The sequence below is a fragment of the Chryseomicrobium imtechense genome, assembly GCF_041475995.1.
Classification (GTDB): domain Bacteria; phylum Bacillota; class Bacilli; order Bacillales_A; family Planococcaceae; genus Chryseomicrobium; species Chryseomicrobium aureum.
In genome coordinates, this window is record NZ_JBGOBM010000002.1 from 80,336 (window position 1) to 104,100 (window position 23,765).

The 23,765-nt window shown below is 42.7% G+C and carries 19 protein-coding genes and 1 other annotated feature; of the genes, 16 read left to right on the forward strand and 3 right to left on the reverse strand.

Annotated features, from left to right (window positions below; translation table 11 throughout):
- Positions 1 to 2 precede the first annotated feature (2 nt).
- From hemB to AB5N96_RS02075, 6 genes are all read left to right on the forward strand, one after another.
- Positions 3 to 983: a porphobilinogen synthase gene (gene hemB / locus AB5N96_RS02050; RefSeq protein ID WP_499704516.1), complete on the forward strand. Its 981-nt coding sequence runs from the start codon at positions 3 to 5 to the stop codon at positions 981 to 983.
- The gene (gene hemL / locus AB5N96_RS02055) at positions 984 to 2,276 is read left to right on the forward strand and encodes a glutamate-1-semialdehyde 2,1-aminomutase (RefSeq protein WP_499704517.1); all 1,293 of its coding nucleotides are present in this window, start codon (positions 984 to 986) and stop codon (positions 2,274 to 2,276) included. It begins immediately after the preceding gene.
- 72 nt (positions 2,277 to 2,348) lie between these two features.
- Positions 2,349 to 2,561 (forward strand) — a binding site (T-box leader).
- A gap of 67 nt (positions 2,562 to 2,628) precedes the next feature.
- Positions 2,629 to 5,271, forward strand: a complete 2,643-nt coding sequence (locus AB5N96_RS02060) for a valine--tRNA ligase (protein WP_499704518.1) — start codon at positions 2,629 to 2,631, stop codon at positions 5,269 to 5,271.
- 491 nt (positions 5,272 to 5,762) lie between these two features.
- Entirely contained in the window at positions 5,763 to 7,049 is a 1,287-nt protein-coding gene (locus AB5N96_RS02065; protein ID WP_499704519.1) for a bifunctional folylpolyglutamate synthase/dihydrofolate synthase, read from the forward strand.
- A gap of 65 nt (positions 7,050 to 7,114) precedes the next feature.
- Positions 7,115 to 8,287 (forward strand): bifunctional folylpolyglutamate synthase/dihydrofolate synthase, encoded by a 1,173-nt coding sequence (locus AB5N96_RS02070; protein WP_499704520.1) that lies wholly within the window; start codon positions 7,115 to 7,117, stop codon positions 8,285 to 8,287.
- Between the two features lie 75 nt (positions 8,288 to 8,362).
- Complete coding sequence (locus AB5N96_RS02075) at positions 8,363 to 10,066, forward strand: sensor domain-containing diguanylate cyclase (RefSeq protein WP_499704521.1); 1,704 nt, start codon at positions 8,363 to 8,365, stop codon at positions 10,064 to 10,066.
- 25 nt (positions 10,067 to 10,091) lie between these two features.
- Here AB5N96_RS02075 and AB5N96_RS02080 read toward each other — a convergent pair whose 3' ends face one another.
- The 3 genes from AB5N96_RS02080 to AB5N96_RS02090 all read right to left on the reverse strand — a co-directional run bounded on the left by AB5N96_RS02080 (position 10,092) and on the right by AB5N96_RS02090 (position 12,431).
- Positions 10,092 to 11,321, reverse strand: coding sequence for a hypothetical protein (locus AB5N96_RS02080; RefSeq protein WP_499704522.1), 1,230 nt, complete (start codon positions 11,319 to 11,321; stop codon positions 10,092 to 10,094).
- 151 nt (positions 11,322 to 11,472) lie between these two features.
- Positions 11,473 to 11,955 carry a type II secretion system protein gene (locus AB5N96_RS02085; RefSeq protein WP_204590287.1) on the reverse strand — a complete coding sequence of 161 codons (483 nt, stop codon included), beginning with the start codon at positions 11,953 to 11,955 and terminating at the stop codon, positions 11,473 to 11,475.
- Positions 11,952 to 12,431 (reverse strand): PulJ/GspJ family protein, encoded by a 480-nt coding sequence (locus tag AB5N96_RS02090; protein ID WP_499704523.1) that lies wholly within the window; start codon positions 12,429 to 12,431, stop codon positions 11,952 to 11,954. Before AB5N96_RS02090 ends, AB5N96_RS02085 begins: the two co-directional genes overlap by 4 nt.
- Positions 12,432 to 12,648: 217 nt before the next feature.
- Between AB5N96_RS02090 and AB5N96_RS02095 the strand changes: the two genes are divergently transcribed.
- From AB5N96_RS02095 to radC, 10 genes are all read left to right on the forward strand, one after another.
- Entirely contained in the window at positions 12,649 to 14,058 is a 1,410-nt protein-coding gene (locus AB5N96_RS02095) for a VanW family protein (RefSeq protein WP_499704524.1), read from the forward strand.
- A gap of 18 nt (positions 14,059 to 14,076) precedes the next feature.
- Positions 14,077 to 15,741: a GspE/PulE family protein gene (locus tag AB5N96_RS02100; protein ID WP_499704525.1), complete on the forward strand. Its 1,665-nt coding sequence runs from the start codon at positions 14,077 to 14,079 to the stop codon at positions 15,739 to 15,741.
- A gap of 14 nt (positions 15,742 to 15,755) precedes the next feature.
- Positions 15,756 to 16,796, forward strand: coding sequence for a type IV pilus twitching motility protein PilT (locus AB5N96_RS02105; RefSeq protein WP_499704616.1), 1,041 nt, complete (start codon positions 15,756 to 15,758; stop codon positions 16,794 to 16,796).
- The gene (locus tag AB5N96_RS02110) at positions 16,796 to 18,001 is read left to right on the forward strand and encodes a type II secretion system F family protein (protein WP_499704526.1); all 1,206 of its coding nucleotides are present in this window, start codon (positions 16,796 to 16,798) and stop codon (positions 17,999 to 18,001) included. The genes AB5N96_RS02105 and AB5N96_RS02110 overlap by 1 nt, the downstream gene beginning before the upstream one ends.
- A gap of 35 nt (positions 18,002 to 18,036) precedes the next feature.
- On the forward strand, positions 18,037 to 18,561 hold the full coding sequence (locus AB5N96_RS02115; RefSeq protein WP_499704527.1) for a prepilin-type N-terminal cleavage/methylation domain-containing protein: 525 nt from the start codon (positions 18,037 to 18,039) through the stop codon (positions 18,559 to 18,561).
- Positions 18,562 to 18,651: 90 nt separating this feature from the next.
- Positions 18,652 to 19,644: a type IV pilus biogenesis protein PilM gene (pilM, locus tag AB5N96_RS02120; protein WP_499704528.1), complete on the forward strand. Its 993-nt coding sequence runs from the start codon at positions 18,652 to 18,654 to the stop codon at positions 19,642 to 19,644.
- The gene (locus AB5N96_RS02125; RefSeq protein ID WP_499704529.1) at positions 19,628 to 20,224 is read left to right on the forward strand and encodes a PilN domain-containing protein; all 597 of its coding nucleotides are present in this window, start codon (positions 19,628 to 19,630) and stop codon (positions 20,222 to 20,224) included. The genes pilM and AB5N96_RS02125 overlap by 17 nt, the downstream gene beginning before the upstream one ends.
- Positions 20,221 to 20,964 (forward strand): hypothetical protein, encoded by a 744-nt coding sequence (locus tag AB5N96_RS02130; protein ID WP_499704530.1) that lies wholly within the window; start codon positions 20,221 to 20,223, stop codon positions 20,962 to 20,964. The genes AB5N96_RS02125 and AB5N96_RS02130 overlap by 4 nt, the downstream gene beginning before the upstream one ends.
- Positions 20,965 to 21,372: 408 nt before the next feature.
- Positions 21,373 to 22,125: a prepilin peptidase gene (locus AB5N96_RS02135; RefSeq protein ID WP_499704531.1), complete on the forward strand. Its 753-nt coding sequence runs from the start codon at positions 21,373 to 21,375 to the stop codon at positions 22,123 to 22,125.
- A gap of 892 nt (positions 22,126 to 23,017) precedes the next feature.
- The gene (radC, locus tag AB5N96_RS02140) at positions 23,018 to 23,719 is read left to right on the forward strand and encodes a RadC family protein (protein ID WP_204590277.1); all 702 of its coding nucleotides are present in this window, start codon (positions 23,018 to 23,020) and stop codon (positions 23,717 to 23,719) included.
- Positions 23,720 to 23,765 lie beyond the last annotated feature (46 nt).

Below are 23,765 nucleotides of genomic sequence, written 5' to 3' on the forward strand. Positions count from 1 at the left end.
CCATGCAACCGACTTTTAAACGTCACCGCAAACTGCGTACATCTGCAGCCATGCGTGCATTAGTAAAAGAAACGTATCTTCATAAAGAAGACTTAATTTATCCTTTATTCGTCGCTGAGGGCGAAAATCGCAAAACCGAAGTGTCATCGATGCCAGGTGTTTTCCAGTTTTCTTTAGACCGTCTAGGCGAAGAACTCGATGAAATCGTAGATCTTGGTATTCAGTCCATCATCTTATTCGGCCTTCCTGCTGAGAAGGATGAGATGGGAACGGGTGCCTATCACAATCACGGAATCATCCAAGAAGCGACTCGCTTTGTAAAAGAACGCCACCCACAATTACTTGTCATCGCGGATACGTGTTTATGTGAGTATACGAGCCATGGTCATTGTGGAGTCGTCGATGAATCGGAACGTATCGTCAATGATGCGTCGTTAAATCTACTCGCGAAGACGGCTGTCAGCCAAGCGGAAGCCGGAGCTGACATTATTGCACCTTCGAACATGATGGACGGGTTTGTCGCTGTGATTCGTAAAGCACTTGACGATGCAGGATTCGAAGACATTCCCATCATGTCGTATGCTGTAAAATATGCATCAGGATACTATGGACCGTTCCGCGAAGCAGCAGATGGTGCACCAAAGTTTGGTGACCGTAAAACGTATCAAATGGATTATGCGAATCGTTTAGAAGCGCTTCGTGAAGCACAGTCCGATGTGGAAGAAGGCGCAGACTTCCTGATTGTGAAGCCTGCACTGAGCTATTTAGATATTATTCGTGATGTCCGCAATGCACATGACCTGCCAATTGTTGCGTACAACGTAAGTGGCGAGTATGCGATGGTCAAAGCAGCAGCAATCAAAGGATGGATCGATGAAAAGTCTGTCGTGCTTGAAACGATGACAGGAATGAAACGCGCAGGTGCAGATCTTATTCTGACGTACCACGCGAAAGACGTAGCAAAATGGCTGGAGGAGAAGTAAATGGCAAAAACCTATACAAAATCTCAGCACGCATTTGAAGAAGCAAAAGATTTGATGCCAGGGGGCGTAAACAGCCCTGTTCGTGCGTTTAAATCGGTCAATATGGACCCGATCTTTATGGAAAAAGGAAAAGGCGCGATCGTGACGGATATCGATGGCAATGACTACATTGATTATGTATTATCATGGGGGCCACTGATTCTAGGACATACAAATGAAAAAGTTGTGGCTGAAATTCAACGTGTTGCTGAACTTGGTTCAAGCTTTGGTGCATCGACGCTGATTGAAAACGAGATGGCGAAACTTGTGATGGATCGTGTACCGTCAATCGAAATGATTCGTATGGTGTCGTCTGGAACAGAAGCAACAATGTCAGCTCTTCGTTTAGCTCGAGGGTTCACTGGCCGCAACAAGATTTTAAAATTCGAAGGTAGCTACCACGGACATGGCGATAGCTTATTGATCAAGGCTGGTTCCGGTGTTGCGACTCTTGGACTTCCCGATTCACCGGGAGTGCCAGAATCTGTTGCAAAAAACACGTTAACAGTGCCATTCAACGATTTAGAGGCTGTAAAAGAAGCGTTTAAACACTTTGGTGACGATATCGCTGCCGTTATCACAGAACCGGTTGCAGGGAATATGGGTGTCGTTCCACCACAACCTGGATTTTTAGAAGGCTTGCGTGCCATCACAGAAGAAAATGGAGCATTGTTGATTTTTGATGAAGTCATGACTGGCTTCCGTGTAGATTACGGTTGTGCACAAGGCTACTACGGGGTAAAACCTGATATCACGTGTCTAGGAAAAGTAATCGGAGGCGGCCTTCCAGTAGGCGCATTCGGTGGACGTCGTGACATTATGGAACAAATCGCTCCAGCAGGTTCTGTCTACCAAGCAGGTACTCTTTCAGGAAATCCACTTGCGATGGCAGCTGGTTATGCGACATTGTCTCAACTGACTCCAGACAGCTATACGTATTTCCAAAAGCTTGGAGACCGTTTAGAACAAGGATTCCGCGCAGTAGCAACGGAATTTGATATTCCGCACACGGTGAACCGTGCAGGCTCGATGATCGGATTCTTCTTCACAAACGAAGACGTGACGAACTACGACCAAGCAAAAACGTCAGACTTAGGCTTGTTTGCAGATGTGTACCGTCTGATGGCAGAGCAAGGTGTCTACTTGCCACCCTCTCAGTTCGAAGGATTGTTCCTCTCAACTGCGCACACGGAAGAGCATATCGATAAAACGATTGCCGCATTCCGCGAAGCATTCAAACAATTGAAAAACTAAATCTAATTGAACACCTCCTTTCATGCTGACTTGACGGCACCCGTGCGATTCCTTACAATAAGGACATATACAATAAATGCATCGAACGGGAAGAGTAATGATTTCCTTGATCTGTAGAGAGAAGGCCATTTGGTGAAAGGTCTTCGGTCAAGCGTCATGAAGGTAGCCCAGGAGCAGCTGTCGTGAACTTACAGTAGTGACAGCCGGTGAAGAGCCGTTAGTGAATGAAGTGCATGCTTCGGCATGAAGTAAAGGTGGTACCGCGACTATACCCTCGTCCTTTTTCCTAAGGACGGGGGTTTTTTGTATTCTCCGACCGCTTCATTCACACAAATCAAAAGGAGTGACGTACATGACAAACGAAATCGAAATGCCGACAAAGTACGATCCGCAATCGATCGAACAAGGCCGCTATGACTGGTGGTTGAAAGGAAAATACTTCGAAGCACATCCAGAGAGCGATAAAGAGCCCTACACAATCGTGATCCCGCCACCAAACGTAACTGGGAAGCTACACCTTGGACACGCATGGGATACGACGCTACAAGATATCATTATTCGTATGAAACGTATGCAAGGCTATGATGCATTATGGCTTCCTGGAATGGACCATGCGGGTATCGCAACACAAGCTAAAGTTGAAGAAAAACTACGCGCGGAAGGAAAAACACGTTATGACCTTGGTCGCGAGGCATTTGTCGAAGAAACTTGGAAGTGGAAAGAAGAATACGCAGGTCACATCCGCTCACAATGGTCGAAGCTTGGTCTCGGTCTCGATTACTCACGTGAACGTTTCACACTTGATGAAGGCCTATCTCACGCAGTACGCGAAGTATTCGTAAAGCTATACGAAAAAGACTTGATCTACCGCGGTGAGTACATCATCAACTGGGACCCAGCGACGAAAACGGCATTATCGGATATCGAAGTTATTCATAAAGAAATAGAGGGTGCCTTCTATCATATGCATTACCCGCTAACAGATGGAACAGGTTCGATCGATGTTGCAACGACGCGTCCTGAGACGATGCTTGGGGATACTGCGGTCGCGGTTCACCCAGAAGATGAGCGCTATAAGCATTTGATTGGCAAAACTGTAACACTGCCAATCGTTGGACGTGAAATCCCGATTGTGGCAGATGACTACGTAGACATGGAATTCGGAAGCGGTGCTGTAAAAATTACACCTGCACACGACCCAAATGACTTTGAAATCGGTAACCGCCACAACTTGGAGCGCGTTCTTGTCATGAACGAAGATGGATCTATGAACGGCAATGCTGGTAAATACGAAGGCTTGGACCGTTTCGAATGCCGTAAGCAAATCGTAAAAGACCTACAAGAGATGGATGTTCTTTTCAACATCGAAACGCACGTTCACTCGGTTGGTCATTCGGAGCGAAGTGGGGCAGTTGTTGAGCCTTACCTATCTACACAATGGTTCGTTCGCATGAAACCACTAGCGCAGCAAGCCATGGACATTCAAGATACAGACGGCAAAGTGAACTTTGTTCCGGACCGTTTCGAAAACACGTACATGCGCTGGATGGAAAACCTCCACGACTGGTGTATTTCTCGTCAACTCTGGTGGGGCCATCGCATTCCAGCTTGGTACCATAAGGAGACAGGTGAAGTTTTCGTAGGACACGAAGCGCCTGCAGACCTTGAAAACTGGCGCCAAGAAGACGATGTACTCGACACGTGGTTCTCATCTGCACTATGGCCGTTTTCAACGATGGGCTGGCCGGATGCCGACAACGAAGAGTTCAAGAAGTATTACCCGACAAACACACTAGTTACAGGCTATGACATCATCGCCTTCTGGGTATCGCGTATGATTTTCCAAGGTGTGGAATTTACAGGCACACGCCCATTCCAAGACGTATTGATCCACGGTCTTGTGCGTGACGCGGAAGGCCGCAAGATGTCGAAGTCTCTTGGTAACGGCGTTGACCCGATGGATGTCATCGAACAGTACGGTGCGGATGCACTTCGCTACTTCTTATCAACAGGTTCATCACCAGGACAAGACCTTCGCTACTCAACGGAGAAAGTAGAAGCCGTATGGAACTTTGCGAACAAGATTTGGAATGCTTCTCGTTTCGCCCTCATGAACATGGATGGCATGAAATATGAAGAAATCGATTTAACGGGTGAAAAATCAGTTGCAGATGCATGGATTTTGACGCGTTTGAACGAGACAATCGAAACCGTAACACGCTTGTCTGATCGCTATGAGTTCGGGGAAGTGGGCCGTGCCCTCTACAACTTCATCTGGGATGACTTCTGTGATTGGTACATTGAGATGGCGAAACTGCCACTGTACGGTGAAGACGAAGCAGCGAAGAAGATGACGCGTTCAGTCCTTGCGTACGTACTCGACCAAACAATGCGCTTGTTGCACCCATTCATGCCTTTCATCACGGAAGAAATCTGGCAGAACTTGCCGCACAAAGGCGAGTCAATCGTTACAGCAAGCTGGCCAACAGTACGTGAAGACTTGAACTTCCCAGAGCAAGCAGAAGAAATGAAACTTCTTTCGGAAATCATTCGCTCGGTTCGTACAATCCGTGCTGAGGTGCAGACACCAATGAGCAAAAAAGTACCGCTGATCCTATCTGCGAAAGACGACAAAGCACTGGCGACTCTAGAGAACAACGCTGCCTACATCGAAAAATTCTGTAACCCTGAAACACTTGAAATCGGCTTACGTCTAGATGCACCAGAAAAAGCAATGTCTGCTGTTGTTACAGGAGCTGAACTGTTCTTACCACTACAAGGGTTAATCGATATCGACGCTGAACTTGCGCGACTTGAAAAAGAACTTGCGAAGTGGGAAAAAGAAGTGAAACTCGTTCAAGGCAAACTTTCAAACGAACTCTTTGTTTCAAAAGCACCAGAAGCTGTTGTAGCAGAAGAACGTGCTAAAGAAGCGGACTACCTGGAAAAACGCGACACAGTCATCAAGCGTTTAGAAGAATTGAAGAATCTATAATTTGAAATTGAACCCCTGGGGTTGTCTTACGCCAAGTTTACTTGGTCCGAGAGACATCTTCAGGGGTGTTTTTTATTTTTTTCTAGGTACCTGTCCCAAAAACAATTCTGACATTCATGACTATTCACTGAATATACATTCTGAGGTCGCATTCTTATGTTAATTACTGACTATTTATAAATTGTGTTGGAATTGTGCGGGTACCAGGTACCTTTTGGGAACTGTTGGTAATCGTTGAATGAATAGTGAAGGGAACCTTTCAAATGAAGTTGAGTGGAATGGAGGGGTTGACTCCAGTGGGATTCCAGTCTGCCGTGAGATCCCGCAGGAGCCTGCGACGAGGAAGCTCACGCAGCGCCCACGGAAAGCAGCCCCGCAAAGGAGCTCAACATTTAAAACCAGTCGGCTCCACATCTAGAAGTGACATTTCGTGTCTCAAATTGTTATACTAAATCTGATAAGAAATCACCCACCAAGAGGAGACCAAATGCATGTACACTAACTTACAAGAATGCCTAGATTTCGTATTCTCCATTCGTACGAGCACTTACAAACGCACACCCCTAGAGATGATCGAGGATATCTTAAACGACCTCGGAAATCCACACCTTACATTTAAAACCATTCACTTTGCCGGCTCGAACGGAAAAGGTTCCACATTAAATGCAGTTGACTCAATTTTAAAAGAAGCTGACCTACAAGTGGGTGTGTTCACGTCACCACACATTCACCGCGTCAATGAGCGTATTCGTATTAACGAAGTGCAGATTCCAGACGACAAATTACTCGACTATTTGAACCAAGTACTATCAATTGTCGAAACAAAATACGATGGCAAATATCCGACATTCTTCGGTATTATCACAATCGTTGCGTATATGCACTTTGCTGAACAGGAAGTAGACGTTGCGCTGATTGAGACAGGAATTGGTGGTTTACGTGACTCAACAAACGTTATCACACCGCTCATCTCCGTTATCACAACAGTTTCATATGACCACACGGATGTCCTTGGCGAAACGATTCAAGAAATCGCTTCTGAAAAAGCGGGAATCATCAAGCCAGGCGTTCCAGTCGTTTCAAGTGTGAAAAATCCTGAAGCGCAAGTTGTCATTCGTGAAACGGCGGCAGAAAAAAATGCACCACTTCAACAATTAGAAGAGCACATGAAAGTATCGAACGTTCGATTAGAAGACGGGTACCAAGTGTTCGACTTAGAAATTGGGGAAGCCCGTTTAGATAATATCGCACTTTCCATGTTCGGCATTCACCAAGCAGAGAACGCAGGATTAGCAGTAACAGCTGTGAAAACGATCGCAGATACGTTCAATGTGTCAGATGAAGCCATTTATGCAGGGCTGAAAAAAGCGAAGTGGGCAGGGCGCTTTGAGAAATTCGGCGACCATATCGTGATCGATGGAGCCCACAATCCAGAAGGCATGACAATGCTTCTGCAAACATTAACGGCCGTATACCCGGAATACAAGTATCACTTCCTTTATGCAGCTCTTGAAGAGAAAGACAATGCATCAAGTGTCGCGATGGTCGATCAAGTCGCAACAGACATTACGTTCACATCGTTCCACCACGCTGGCGCAACTCCAAAAGAAAAATTGATGGACTATTCGTCCCACACAGAAAAGTCAGCTGTTGATGACTGGAAAAAGGTTATCACAGACTTCCAATCGTCTCATGGAGAGACAGATGTTCTTGTCATCACAGGGTCTCTTTACTTTATGAGCGAAGTTCGGGAATACTTAGTAACTCTTAATCTGTAACAAAAATGAAAGGCTCGGATTCTTAGGAATGCGAGCTTTTTCAATTCGAAAAAGGAGATGAGACGATGAAAATCACTGGATTCGATACATACAAAAATCGATTCGGTATTGAGAGCCGTTCTGTGATCGAACCTGGCCTCGAGCGAATTGAGCGAGTTTTGGCTGCACTCGGTCACCCTGAACGTCATGACAAAATCATTCACCTTGCAGGTACAAATGGGAAGGGCTCCACAATTGCATTTTTAAAAGCACTTTGTGAAACACATAATCTTACATATGGAGCTTTTCAGTCACCTGCGATAGTTGATGTACATGACCAAATTGTAGTAAATGGTACTCCAATTAGCGAGCAAGAAATGAATTCGATTGTCGAGAAAGTATCAAAGGTAGAAGAAGCAAAGACACTAACGGACTTTGAACTTCTCACGGTCTGCGCATTTTTGTTCTTCCAACAAAAAGAAGTGGAGATGTGGCTAGTTGAAACCGGAATGGGCGGGCGCTATGATAGTACAAATGTCGTGCCAAACAGTACAGCAGTTATTACAAGTCTCTCGATTGACCACACCAATTTCTTAGGTACAACACTTGATGATATTGGCTCGCACAAAGCGGGCATTATCAAACAGAAGGCGAATGTCTTTGTGCCAGAGTCGATTTATCTCGCGCCAATCGAAAAGGAAGTGGAAGCGAAGAATGCATTACTGAACATGATTGCACCCCTTAGCGAAGAAATCGAAATTGCATTGCTCGGCGAACACCAGCGAATGAATGCTTCACTGGCAGTTGCAGCTTTCCAATCACTAGTTGACTCTAATTACGATGCGATCGAGCAAGCTTTGAAAACCGCCTATATACCATTTCGAATGGAGAAGATTGCAGAAAATGTGTACTTGGATGGAGCTCATAACTTAGAAAGTGCAGTCAAACTCGCTGAGACAATAAAAAAATCATTCAAAGGTCAATCTATCCATTTAATAATGGGAATATTAACCGATAAAGAGTATAAGGAAGTTTTAAAGGCACTGGAAGAAGTTGCGGATAAAATCACATTTGTCGAATTTTCACATGAACGTGCACTTGATGCAAATAGACTAGTCGAATTATGTCGGATAGAAAGTTGTGATTTGAAGAAAGTCGAAGATATAGTAATAAATTTAACAAACGATGGAAAAACAAGTACTTTTCTCACAGGTTCACTGTACTTTTTAACTGAATGGCGCTTCAAAAACAGCCAATAATGCCCGATGGATTTTTCTTATGGAGTGCTATAATTTTATTTGTCAGACAACTCTAAAAATGGAGGGCGGTAGACAATGGAATTCAGCAAGCGTACGAAACGTACCATCGTTTTACTTTATTGTTTTACCGCACTTCCACTCATGGCACTCCTTTTTCTCGCATTTCCTAGTCAACCAATCGACTGGCTGATTTTTTCGTTTATGTTCATATTGGCACTTGCAACAACTGCTATTCCATTCCATATCGGGGCAACAACAATATTCCTATCCCAATGGGTGACAGTTGCAGCTTTTCTGCAGTACGGGGCAGGTGTTGAAATGATTCTCGTACAATTTTCAATCTTACCGATGTTATTCCGCGTTCGTTTTTTAACAGATTTGCCGTATCGGATTTTATTTAGTTCTTGGATGTTTGTTCTGGTCTCTTTAGTATCGGCTTTGGCCGCTCATGCAGTTGGCTACCAGCTCGGTACAACAGACATTGGAATGATTATAATCGGAGCTAGTGTGTTTATGTTCGTAAGTTTAACTAGCAATCATATCATTTTATATACAAGAGACAGGATTTTAGGAAGTAAAGATAAATTCTTCTCTCGCGATGCTCTTTGGGACTACACGGGAAGCTTGGTTACATTGCCTTTTGCGATATCACTATACGTGCTACAAAATGAGATCGGCTGGATTGCCTTTCTATTACTAGGTATTCCATTTTTACTTGTTACCTATGTCGTGCGAATGTACAACACCGTAGAGCGTGCTAACCTTGCTCTTTCGAAAGCCAGCGCATTTGGTCATGAAATGGCAGATCGCTTAAGTGCCAATCAAATTGTCGATATGTTTATGAAGCGAGTGGCAGAACTGTTCCCGCTCGATGCCATCTACATTGTTGATAATTTAAAAGGCCGCTATGTTGTACTCCGAGCTGTTGTGGACAAAGAAGAAGTTACAATTGAAGTAGAGTCAGAATCGATACAGAACTCATTCATTCATTCTTATTTTAGTCGTTCAGAAAAACATTGCTTTGGGAAAGCTTCTGAATGGAGAGAAGATGCGCCTGATTTTCTTGAGAAAGATATGAACAGCTTGTTAATTGTTCCTATCCATCGCAACAAAAAGACAGAAGGAATGGTCATTTTATCTGCGCGAAAGAAATATGCGTTTGAAAAATACCAGATGGACATTGTTCACTTATTATCGACGTACTTTGCAGTTTCTTTAGAAAAAGCAAAATACGTCCATGCAGCTGTTGAGAAAAGTGAGACATGCGCTTTGACCGGACTTTATAATTATCGCTATTTAGATAAAAAGCTAGAAATTGAGCAAAACCGCTTAGATACGAATCCACATCTTTATTTATCTGCACTTATGTTAGATATTGACCACTTTAAACAAATTAACGATCAATATGGCCATCATGCCGGAAATAGTGTATTAAAAGATTTTGCGCGTTTATTAAAAAATCATGTTCCAGAGGATGGAACGATTGCACGCTATGGTGGAGAAGAGTTTGTCATTCTATTACCGCACATGACGAAACAAGATGCCGCTGAACTAGGCGAGAAGATTCGAAAAGAAGTTCAAACCAATTCTTTTTTAATAGATTCGGACCTCTCCAAAAATCGACAAGATGAAATCATTTATTTGACGGTCTCGATTGGTGTTTCAAATGCACCAGAAGATACCGATGAAACAATCACAATGCTACGAAACGCCGATCGCGCGCTCTACATTGGAGCTAAGCAGGCGGGGCGGAATCGTGTAGCGGAATATAGTAACTAAAAAAAACAGCCTCTCGGCTGTTTTTTTAGTTGTATTTGATTTTTGTTAGTGATGCCCATTCTAAGGGAGTAATTGTGATGGATTGAGAAGAACTTGCATATTCAGAAGTTATACTTACAGAGCAGGCTGTCTCAAAACGAGCTTCATCTAAGTAAACAGGACCTGAGTATGATTGATTTGATTTATACTTTGCCGGATTAAATATTAATAGTTTACTATTATTTTCTAATATATAATTATCAGTTGGATCCCAAAATGAATTAAATACACACATCGTAGAGTTATTTAATGCTATAACTTTGTTTTTAGGTTTTTGAATAAAAATATCTTTAACTAAAATCTTCGAGTTAGTAAAAGATGTTTTAACTGCGCTAGAGTTTGAAGTGAAATTTAATATATTTGTTACTACATTGGCATTATAAACATAACTTTGATTGTGATTAAAAGTAATGGATTTTTCAGATAGAACAGTAATAGTGTTTTTGGCTAAATTAGTACCATCAAGATCCCCCTTTTTTTTGTTGTTTCTTTCATCAAGTTTTTCAAAACTAATAGCTTTTGTACTTAAAATATCTCTAGTATGAGGAGCTGTATTATTTGCAAATTTTAATTCACTATTTGAACAAGCAAAATTTGTGCCACACATGAATTCATTAAATGTAATACTGACCACAGGAGTTCCTGCTGTAGTAGTGGTAATTGAAAAGCTAATTCCTAGATTATCGGGTAAGTTAATTGTCAGATCAATTGAGTTTTCTTTACTTGAATCTCCAATTAAAGAGGTTCCATATACAGTTACGACTTTTTTATTCGATGAGATGAAATTTGCAACCTCATTTTGTAATGAATAAGTCGAGTCAACTGAAGTGGATGTGTGGTAAGAGTTACTATCTACATCCTTATCTAAAGTTCTTAACAATTCTATAATCTCTATTGCTGTTGCAAGCTCATGTTTAGCAATCGATTCTTCCACTTTGTTATCGAATTGAATTCTGGTTAAATTCTTGTCTATGCTTTCCACATCACGCTTAAGTGTTTGTTGGTGACGAATAATAATTTCTGAGGTTTTTGCCTCGATATACTCTGCACCCATCTCGGCTACAGAGTAGGAGATGCTAGTTGTACTAGTATTTTTAATTTGCTTAGATTGATTTATAGATGCAACAGCAAACGAAGCAGTTACAAGAAACAACAACACTACTAAAACTAATGTTAGTAATAATGTGTAGCCCTTTTGATTTGTTAAGAAATTCATGATTTCTCACTCCACTCATGGAATATAATTACTATTAGTATATCAAAAGAGATAGGTCTATAGGTATGATATTCTGGAATGTAAAAATAACGATTTTACATAATGAGAAATTTAGTCCAAAGACCTAAAAAAGCTAAGCGAAGTCGCTTAGCTAGTCAGTAGTTAATTTTGATAATGTTGTATTTAATACATAATAAGTTGATTTTCCATCCTTGAATTCAGCAGTTAAGCTCAAATGCACAGGCAAAAGAATTCTTCCCCCATTTGAATAACTTGCAATACTCAAAGTAGCTTCTTCTTGATTGATTATATTATTTTCAATAGTGGGCGAGACATTATAAAGTTGATAAGTGACTCCAGGGCGTTTTGGAATTCTAATTTCACCATCATCTTTAGAGTTAATCACTAATTGGCCAGCCTCAATTTTTAGATCTATAATTGTGCTTCTTGTATGAGTAGATTGTAATGTCGACAAAATCACATTCGCTTCCTGTTGTAAGGACTGTGTAGTAACGGCATAACTATTGGAATCAATCGTCTGGAAAAAAATTCTCCAAATCAGAATTGTAAGAAATCCTATAATTACAATAACCGCAAGTAACTCCACTAAAGTAATACCCTTTTGATTTTTCATGGCGCAGGCACCTCAATTACAGCAGTAGGTTTTGCAGCTGCATCTAAGTAACCATAATTAGTAGCTCGAATTGCATTTCCTTCAACTATATAAATAGTAATTTCAAAAAGACCAAGTCCATCAACGTTCATTGGGTCGATAACATAGTGAATGGTCAATGTTCCACCTAATGGATCTGTTTCTGAAAATGTATAGAAATTATCTGAAGGGGCGTCAGCAGCTGAAAAGAAAGTCTTCACTGTTGGACGAACAGATATTTCCTTGAAATCAGCAGCTATCAATGCGCCTCCTTTAGCACGAACAAGCGCATCTTTCGCAACTGCTACCGAGTCGAGACTCTCCTCATTCACTTCATTCGTCCTAAACATATTCGGAAAAACACTTAACGCGATGGATAACACAACAGCTAAAAGTACAACAGATGCTAAAACCTCCACTAATGTAAATCCTTTAGAATTCAGAAAATTTCTAAACACCTCTTGCACCCCCCTATGGTACCCTTTATACTTTCATCATAACAGAGGATTCAAAAGAATGAAACAAAGGAAATATCTGTCGTAAAGATTTCATAAATAAGGTAAAAAGTTGTATTCAAAGTTACAACTATTACGTTACAATGAGATTAATGAGATAATTCTGTGATGTAAGGCCTATAGAGAGTAGTAGGTAAATCTAGCGGGGGAGTGAATCAATTTGAGGAAAGTAATTGCAGGTTTAATTAGTATTGGCCTACTCGCTTTACTTTTTTCTCCTTTTGTATTAGCGAATGAACATGCACATACATTAGGTGGGAAAGTAGCTCCTTCAACAGATGAGGAAGAAGTGACGGCTTGGATTGCAACAGAGATTGATGTATGGAAAGCATCAGCGGTCGAGCAGTTGAATGCAACGAATCCTTCATTAGAAGTGACAGCAGATGATTTTGTTTTTGATATCGCGCATTCGGTTGACCAATTTGTTAGTAAAGCAAATGTACCATGGTATGCATTTTGGAAAAGCGATCAAGAAGTCCATCAACCACTTGTGGTGACAATCAGCGAGCGACTTACTTCTGCAATCGATGCAGATCCAGCGTTTGACAGAATCAAAACAACAGAAGACCTTCGCATAAAAGCAAGTGTATTGAGCGATGAATCGATTCAACTAATTGCGAGTGACATTTCTATAGCGGATTTGGAACGCGTTGGCTTTGTAACAGTTCAAACGGGACTGCCAGCTGCAGAACTAAATGCAGTAAATGAATTGATACATAATAAAGTGATTCAACCTCAAGAAGTCGTTTCATTAAATGAAACTTTAGTGCAAGGTGCTGCACCGATTTCAGAAGCAACGGCGAACTTTGTGGCGTCGATGTTTTATATAACTGTCCTTCAAACGGAATTTGATTTAGTTGAGCGTCACTCACAAGGGGTCGTACCAGACTATTCGACTTTAGGATTAGAAGCGATGATCAACGCGAAGTTGAACCGTGATTTTAAATTCAAAAATACGTTTGATACACCAGTAACTATCCAAGCAACAAACTCGGGTGGTACATACTTACTGGAATTCCTAACTCTAAATCCAGATTCTACTGCTAGTTTTGAAGTAGGATCTCGTGAAGAAATAGAACCTAAACGTGTAGAACGTCTGGTTGCAGATTTAAATTACGGACAGTCTCGTCAAATCGAAGCGGGAAGAAGCGGTTGGAGAGTCGTAACATACCGCACCGTTTCATCAAAAACAGGATCATTTGAAACACAAGAAATTATCGCTCGTGACTACTATCCACCTGTACATACAGTTGTTGAAGTTAGTGCGAAAGAAGCACCACCAGCTCCAGAACCAGCTGTCCCAACAACGGGGGATCCTGCTGATGGCTCAGGTACTGGAACAGGAACGACTGGTGGAACTGGAACTGGCTCGGGTACTGGAACAGGAAGCGGTACAGGAACTGGTTCAGGCACCGGCACCGGCAGTGGTTCCGGATCAGGATCAGGATCAGGATCAGGTACAGGATCAGGAAATGGAACAGGCTCTGGCAATGGTTCAACCAATGACCCTGCAGATTCTGATAATGATGGCACACCGGATTATGACAAAGGCGGAAATAAAGTTGATTAACGGAGGGAGGGATTCACGATGAAACCTGGGACGAAAAAACGGATTGGGGATATGCTGGTAGATGCGGGCATGATTACCCAGCAACAACTCGAATATGGACTTGAAAACAAAGCACCTTCTGAAAAACTTGGGGACTATTTCATTCGTGAAAACCTCATCACCGAACAGCAATTAAATGAGATGCTCGAGCGTCAACTTGGCATTCCGAATATTAACTTGACACAATACCCGATCGACCCGGAATTAACGTCACTTGTTCCAAAAGATATTGCAAAGCGACTGCTAGTTCTGCCAATTAAACGAGAACGTAATAAACTCTTACTTGCGATGGCCGATCCAATGGATTATTTCGCAGTAGAAGAAGTGCGTATGGCGACGGGTCTTCAAGTCGAACCAGCTATTGCAGCGAAGTACGATTTACTGCGCATGCTGACAAAGTTCTATGACTTGAAAGAAACGATGGATATGTCGCTTCAAGACATCATTCCAACGAGCTTAGAAGACGAGAACCAGATCACGGATCTCGACTCGCCAATCGTCAACTTAGTGAATCAGCTTATCAGTAACGCCGTCACGCAACGTGCATCGGATATTCACTTTGATCCACAAGAAACAGACTTTCGCGTCCGGTACCGGATTGACGGTGTACTACACCTAGAGCGAGCGTTACCAAAATACATTCAAAACGTCATCTTGGCGCGTATCAAAATCTTAGCGAACTTAAACATTACCGAGCACCGGATCCCGCAAGATGGTCGTATCAAACAAAACATTAATATGAAGCCAGTCGATATTCGTGTATCAACACTTCCAACGATTTATGGCGAAAAAGTCGTAATGCGGGTACTCGATTTAACGAATGCTATCAACGATATTTCCAAACTTGGCTTCAGCGACACGAACTTAACGTCGTTCAAAAAAATGTTGAAACGTCCAAATGGAATTGTGCTAATCACTGGTCCTACAGGTTCTGGTAAATCTTCTACTCTGTATGCGGGTTTGAACCGCTTAAATGAAGATGAAGTAAACATTATCACAGTTGAAGATCCAGTCGAGTATCAATTAGAAGGAATCAACCAGATTCAAGTAAAAGAAGAAGTAGGCTTGACGTTCGCAGCGGGTCTTCGCTCGATACTTCGTCAAGATCCAGACATCGTCATGATTGGGGAGATTCGTGATTTAGAGACCGCACAAATCGCGGTTCGAGCATCACTTACGGGTCACTTAGTTTTAAGTACACTACACACGAACTCAGCAGTTGAATCGGTCTCGCGTCTTCGCGATATGGGAATTGAGCAATTCTTGATCGCCTCTTCCCTAGTTGGAGTCATCTCGCAGCGTCTTGTACGTCGTGTATGCCGAGATTGCGCAGTGAAAGAGCCTGCGACGAGTCGTGAAAAAGAATTGTTCCAAGAAAATGGGGTTGAAATTCACGAAATTTCACGTGGTGTTGGATGTCCAGCTTGTAACAACACGGGTTACCGTGGACGACTCGCAGTTCATGAAGTATTAGAAGTCGATGATGAAGTGCGCACAATGATTATTGATGGCAGAAGCCAACGAGACATTATGCGCTATATGAAACAAGCGAAAATGAAATCCCTACTGCAAGACGGGATGGAAAAAGTAGCCCAAGGCGTAACAACGACAGAAGAAGTATTCCGCGTTGCCACACTCGATTAAAGGAGGTGACCCCACTGAGTTACTCAATACTCGATTTACTCGATCGCAGCTATGAAGAAAAGATTTCGGATTTGCATATCACAGTGGGTGTTCCCCCAATGTTCCGGAAGAACGGGAAGTTGATTCCTGGTGGAGACGTAATTCTTACAGAAGAAATGACGAAGCAGATGGTCAATGAATTGTTGCCAGCCGATAAGCAAGAAGAGTTTGCAGAAAAAGGCGAAACGGATTTCGGGTTTGCACTCGGCGAAAAATGTCGTTTCCGGATCAATGCCTATCACCAGCAAAAGCGAATGGCACTAGCTGCCCGTCAAATCTCAAACTCTATTCCAACTTTACAACAGCTCAACATGCCAAGGGTATTATATGACTTAGCAGAACGTCCGCAAGGGTTGATTTTAGTTACGGGTCCAACGGGTTCTGGAAAATCGACGACACTTGCAGCGATGATTGATCATATCAACAGGACGATGTCGCGACACATTTTGACTTTGGAAGATCCGATTGAGTACGTGCATCCGCACAATCAGTCGATTGTCAACCAGCGTGAAATCGGTGCAGACTCCATGACATTCGCCAACGCATTGCGGGCAGCACTTCGTCAAGATCCAGACGTCATCCTAGTTGGTGAGATGCGAGACTTGGAAACCATTTCAACTGCCATCACAGCAGCTGAAACCGGCCACTTAGTAATGGGAACATTACACACAAGTTCTGCCCCAACAACTATAGACCGAATCATTGACGTGTTTCCACCGTTCCAGCAAGGGCAAATTCGTATCCAACTTGGGAACGTATTGCAAGGAATTGTCTCCCAACGATTATTCGTGAACGCAACCGGAAATGGGCGGGTAGCGGCAACAGAAATATTGATTTCCACACCCGCTGTCTCGAACTTGATTCGAAACGAAAAAGTGCACCAGATTCAAAACGTTATGCAAACGAGTCGCGCACTAGGCATGCATACACTTGAAGCCAATATCCAAGAACTGATTACAAAAGGCTCAATCAAGTACGAAGACGCAAAGCCATACCTACCGGCAGGTGATTATTAATGGTTGTATTTCGTTATAACGGCCGCTCCATAGAAGGAGCAATTAAAAAAGGCACAATTGATGCAGTCTCCAAGGCTCAAGCGATTCAAAAACTGCGCGAGATGAAAATTAACCCGCGTGAAGTGGAAGAATCAAAATCGATTTTGCATAAAGAATTATCATTTGGTGCAAGGGTTAAAAATCAAGACTTCGTAATCTATGTACGCCAGTTCGCGACACTCATCCGCGCAGGTGTTTCAATAGTTGAATCAACTCGAATCTTAGCTGATCAAACAAAATCAAAGCCTCTGAAAAAAGCACTAAATAGTGTGGAAGAAGACGTCCGTACAGGACTTACTTTCTCGGACGCAGCAGCCAAATACCCGAATGTGTTCCCAGGGGTATTTGTGAACATGATCCGTGCTGGGGAAGCAACAGGGAACCTTGATAATTCACTTGATCGCTTGGCGATGTCTCTCGAGAAGCAGTTTGCAATTAAGAAAAAAGTGCAGTCAACGATGACGTATCCGGTAATTTTACTTATCCTAACTTTTGGTGTTGCTGGTTTTTTAATGTTAACAGTAGTACCTCAATTCGTTGATATGTTTGATGATATGGGGGCAGAGTTGCCAACCATTACGAAAATCGTCATGGCAATGAGTGAGTTTTTGCAAACGAGTTGGTATATCATCATTATCGCAATTGTTTTGGTAGTAACAATTTTCATGTATTTATTTAAAAACAACACTAAATTCAATTTTGGTGTGTATTACGCCATTATGCGCATGCCGGTATTCGGTCAACTTGTACAAAAGTCTTCGATTGCACGTGTGACAAGAACTTTATCATCTTTATTCAGCTCCTCGGTCCCAATTCTACAAGCTTTAACAATTGTAGAGAAGGTTTCTGGAAATCCAGTCATCGGAAAAGTGTTAAATGAAGCAAAAAGAAGTCTTGAAAAAGGAAGTACGCTAACAGCGCCTCTACAAGAAAGTTGGATTTTCCCGCCACTCGTTACACAAATGACCTTAATTGGAGAGCAAACTGGATCACTCGATTATATGTTAGAGAAAGTTGCAACGTTTTATGAAGAAGAAGTGGACCGGACTGTTGATACTTTAAAATCATTGATTGAACCTTTGATGATTTTGTTTTTAGCTTTTATAGTTGGCGGAATAGTTATGGCTATTATGATTCCGATGTTTAGTCTTTATGAACAAATGTAAAAACTTCAATCCATTTAAGGAGGTGAGAAAACGAAATGAACGAAAAGACTTACTTAGACCAAAAAAACGAAATGATGGGAGAGAACTCATTCATGAAGAAATTATTGAAGAAACGCTTAAATCAAAAAGGTTTAACACTAATTGAGCTATTAGCTGTAATTGTTATCTTGGCAATTGTTGCTGCTATAGCAATCCCAGCTATTGGGAATGTAATTAGCAATTCACGCGTAGGAGCAATTAAAGGCGATGCTCAAACAGCTTTGTCAGCAGCAAATATTTATTTTACAGATAATGGCTCCGCAAATGGAAGTGTAGTTAGTCTTGATCAATTATTAGCAGCCGACTTACTTGATGGGCCAGCTTCTTTAACTCCAGGTACACCTGGTACCGATGCGGGAGCAGTAAGTATTACAAAAAATGCTAATGGGAATTTCATTTCTGGAGTTGGTGCAGCAGGTGGTGTGACATTGACCTTTAATCAGGCAACAGGAACTAATATCACTAATTTCCCGAATAATACAGCAAATGGTACTGCGCAAAATATCACAATTGCTAGATAATACCAACCTTATTTGAAGCCGGAGCAATCCGGCTTGACATAAGCTTGGCATTAAGACAAGTAGAAAGAGATGGACGAGAGGGGTCATGGGATGTTTCGAAAACGCGGAAGTCGACAAATCGTGTCGATGGATCTTCAAGAGACAGTGTTACGTGCACTTGTTCGGCCACGTGAGGATGGGGACGACTGGTTGCTGTACGAAGCGGCTGTGCCTCCTGGGTATGTAGAAGATGATCATATAAAAGATGAAATTGGCTATTTTAATTGGATGAAAGAACAAGTCGCTTCTTGGGGAATTAAGCGCGATCAAGTGCGTTATTTCGTTCCGGACAGTGCAGTCATGATGAAAGCAATCGAGCATCCAGAAGACGTGCAGACTGAAGGCTTAAAAGGGTATGTACAGATGGAACTTGGGCGTTCGATTCAACTACCGTTCGAGAACCCGTTACTGGATGTGTATGACCCGACCCCAGGTGACCAAAAAGCTACTTTATTTGCTGCTCCCGCTGAAGAAGTCATGCGCTTTGCGAATATTTTGGATGACGCGGGACTTGATCCTGTCATTGCAGATCTTCGTGCATTGTCTGCTATTCGTTATTTTACAAAGCGCGATTATTTTAAAACAGAAAAATCGTATCTACTTGTGGAATGGTTGATGACAGGCGTTGTCGTCACAATCTACCGCGACGGGGAAGTCGAATTTTTACGTTACCAGCCTTTTGAGAAAGAAAACGGCGTGTATCGTTCCTATGCTGAAGGGGACGACATCAAATTCCGTCTAGATGGCGATGTTGAAGCGTATCGCTATCAACTCGCAGAACAAGTGACTGAACTTGAGCGAATGATGACCTTCTACCGTTTCTCGATTCATAAAGGGGACATTGCAGTCGAAGAAATCATTTCGTTCGGCGAGTCACCAGAACTTGATTACATCGACGGCTTACTTCGGGAAAACTTATCGTTCCCGCAAGTGACGACTGTACGAGATGAAGATGTGCGCAAGTTTTACAATGGATTCGGATCGAGTGACGTGTCACTCATCGGTCTCGCGTTAAAGGGGGATGTCCATGAATCCGGAAATTAATTTACTTCCCGTCTTTGAAAAGCGTAAACCGGAGAGTTATTTAGGCCTTATTTTATTTATCGTTGTCCTCGGTGCGCTAATCGTATTTCTAGCCGTCTATTTAATGGGAATCAAACAAGAAGCGGCAGACCTGCAAGCGCAAGAACAAATTCTTGTCGCAGAACGGACTGCATTGCAAGAACAAGTATCGACTGGAGAAGAAGTGCCTGAAATCAGCTATGCAGATGCGGTACTTTTTGTAGAGCTGAATTCATACCCGGTATCTCCTTTATACGAAGAAATTCAAAACCTTGCTGACGAGAATACATACGTTCGCAACTATAGCTTTAGCCCGGAAACAATTACATTAGCCGTTGATTTCGAGACAAAATCAGAAGTGGCCTTTTTCGTTGAGGACCTAATGAAGAGCAACTATTTCACAAATGTTCAAGTGGACAGCATTTTAGAATTTGAACCACTCAGCACAACAAATGAACAAGAAGGCATCGTGGAAGAGAACGAAGTCGCACCTCGCTACACGGCTTCGATTCGTCTCACACCGCTTCCTGAATATGTCGCGCAGGGGGTGACACAACCATGATGGATTCAATTCGTGAAAACAAACGAGCAGCGTTCCTACTTGGAGGGGCGCTCATCGCACTTATTTTAGCGGGTGTGTATTATCTGTATATCTTACCGCTACAAGGCGAAAATGACGCCAAGCGAAGTGCCAACGCACTGATTCAAGCAGAGATTGCAGTCTTGCAACAGCAGGTCACGGATGAAGGGGAAGGCGCACTTCCGCTTCAAGATGACCCGTACGAACTGATGAAAAAAGTACCAAACCAACTGGAAATCGACAAGATTATTCGAACAATCGAAGAAATCGAATTGATCACGGCCACAAATGTCGGGAGTGTCAGTTTCAATGGCTATGATTCAGAGGGTGTGACTGGATTCGTTGAAGAAGAAGAGGAAGAAGTCGTGAACGAAGAACCGGAAGAGCAAGCAGAGACTCCGGAAACGGATGATGAGACGCCAGAGCCTGGAGATTCTTCAACAGAAGCACGTGAAGAAGCCGCTGAAGGGGAAACACCAGTATCGACAATCTCAGTTGCAGATCTACCTCTAGAACTGCGCATGATCACGATGACGATTGATGTCACTGCCGAGACAGAAGAGCAACTCGTTGCTATAATGAAAGAAATCGAAAACTTAGAACGTGTGTATCGTATTGATGCTCTCGACACAGGTCTTCCTGGAGAAGAGCAGATTGCAACGGAAGCTGAGGAACAAATCAGTGCCTCATTAACAATTACTACATTCTATTATATTCAATAACCTGCCAGGGGTGGTTGCGATGGAAGCCGGACAAATAACTGTTTACATTATTGTCTATCTTCTGCCTGCAGCCACTCTTTTTATGTTGTCCGTCATTGCACTGCTTTCGAACCCATCTAGGGGGTAATACATTAACAAATAGTGAAGAGTTTATGCGTCAAGGGCTTTGGATTGTGCCAGAGTATAATGCTAAATATTATGGGACCATGATAGGTTCATTGGATTTATTAAGTCGCAGTGCAAAAACTTTACTGTTCAGCTAGGAGAACAATTTGTCCCTGTCGAATTGAGTGTAGGAGGAGCTTACCGCGAAAATGGCGACTCGATAGACGAGTTGTTGATGCGTGCTGATGAACAGATGTACAAAGAAAAATACAAAGATCGTCCCCACGAAAGGAATTCATTCAATTGACTGCAGTTGTCACAGGTTTATTTTTTATTTATGGTTTAGTGTTTGGAAGTTTTTATAATGTGGTTGGACTTCGTGTACCGAACGGGGAATCCATTGTCCATCCGCCGTCGCATTGTCCGAAATGTTCACGCAGGTTGACGGTGTTAGACCTAGTTCCCGTGTTTTCGTATATTTTCCTCCGCGGGAAATGTCGAGGATGCGGTTCGAAGATTAGTTTCGTCTATCCCTTTATGGAGTTGATTACAGGAGTTTTATTTGCGTTAGCCTTTTGGCATTTCGGCTGGTCACTGGAGCTTGCTGTAGCACTTGTGTTTTATTCACTTCTTGTCGTATTAACAGTTTCGGATCTAGCATATATGTTGATTCCAGATAAGTTTTTATTGTTCTTCGGAATCCCACTTGTCATCTTGCGCATTTTCGAGCCGCTTGACCCGTGGTGGGATAGTTATCTCGGTGCTGCCGTCGGTTTTACGTTACTGCTATTAATTGCAATCGTATCTCGTGGTGGAATGGGTGGTGGCGACATTAAGCTGTTCTTAGTCATCGGAATCGTGCTTGGGACTATCCAGTCGCTCGTCGTTCTCGGACTCGCGTCAGTCATCGGCTTAATTTTTGGCATCATCTCTTTACGCCTTGCCAAAAAAGGCCGCAAAACGCCAATTCCATTCGGCCCATCCATCGCCATTGCTGCAGTCATCGTCCATCTCTACGGACAACAACTAATCGACTGGTATGTGAATCTGTTTTAATAGTTTGAAGTTCAAATCCCTACATCCAGAATATCATTTCCTGGGAGAGTGTCACTGAGCCTCCTCACGTCGACTTCGTCTCGTTGCGGGGTCTCAGTAAAACTCTGATGGCCCGGGAAATGACATCCTGGCTTCCGGGCTTTGAACTGCAACAAGTTTAATAAATCATTTATCACAGAAAAGAGAGTTGCCAGGAATAATTTTGGCACTCTTTTTTTATTCCTATAAATAAGCACAGTAATAAATACGAGGGGAAATACGAAGTTGAGTGGAGTGGAGGGGCTGACTCCAGCGGGATTCAAGTCGGAACGTGAGACCCCGCAGGAGCCTGCGACGAGGAGGCTCACGCCGCGCCCACGGAAAGCAGCCCCGCAGCGGAACTCAACGTTTTACTTCGCATTCTCCACATCTTAATGGAATCAGTTCCCATAAAGTACCTGTCACCGACACAATTCCAACACAATTTATATTTATTAGTAAATGAACGCAAGAATGCGGGTTTAAAATGCATAAATAATGAATTGTCATGAATGTCAGAATAGTTTGCGGGACAGGTACCTAAAAAAAATCATAATCAAAACAACTGGCTGTCCTGCGCACATCGAGCTTCTTGTGGATAACCTTGAGAATAGCACCGATCAAAATTTTATTTTGACGCATGCAGAGGCCGCAAAACTTCAAAGTGACGAAATGCAAAAGTTGCAAAATGTGCTCGCCACATTTAAAGACAAATCGGTAAGTCCTCTGTTCACCTTGGATTCGGTCCTCACGAAAGAAGCCTGTGTTGCGATTGAGCTCGATTGATCCATTTCACACAACTCTATTTTTAAAATTGTATATCGTTTTTCACCAATTCATTTAGCCGGTACACTAGCTCGAAAGGGGGAATACGATGACTAAAGTACTGGCAGAAACTTTCGAATTAATCCGCGATGTGAACCAAGATGACAGACCGCGTGAGCGACTGATGCAGCAAGGGGCGCAAAGCCTTTCAAATCAAGAACTGCTTGCTATCCTATTGCGAACGGGAACAAAAGAACAATCGGTGCTGTCACTCTCAAACGAAATCTTAAAATACTTTGAACGAATACATTACCTGAAAAACGCAACAATTGAAGAATTGACACAGATCAAAGGAGTTGGCCCCGTGAAAGCCGTGCAATTATTAGCAGCTGTAGAATTTGGTAGACGCTTGTCAGTACAAGACGTGCAAGACCGCGTGACAGTGCGCTCTCCAAAAGATGCTGCTGATTACATCAAACATGACCTCCATCACTTGATGCAGGAACATTTCATCATTTTATTTCTCAACGTTAAAAACCAAATCATCCATAAACAAACAATCTTTATCGGCGGACTGAGTGCATCCATTGTCCACCCAAGGGAAGTGTTCCGTGAAGCTATAAAGAAATCCTGCGCGTCCATTATTGCGGTTCACAATCATCCAAGTGGCAATCCAACACCTTCTCCAGAAGACATAGCCGTGACAAAACGCCTACGGGATGCTGGGCAGATCATGGGTATCGAGTTGCTCGACCATTTGATCATTGGGGACCATCAGTTCATAAGTCTCAAAGAAAAGGGGTACATGTGAGGCTGTATTATTTTCCATCTATCGTCTATAATGAACTTTATGACGT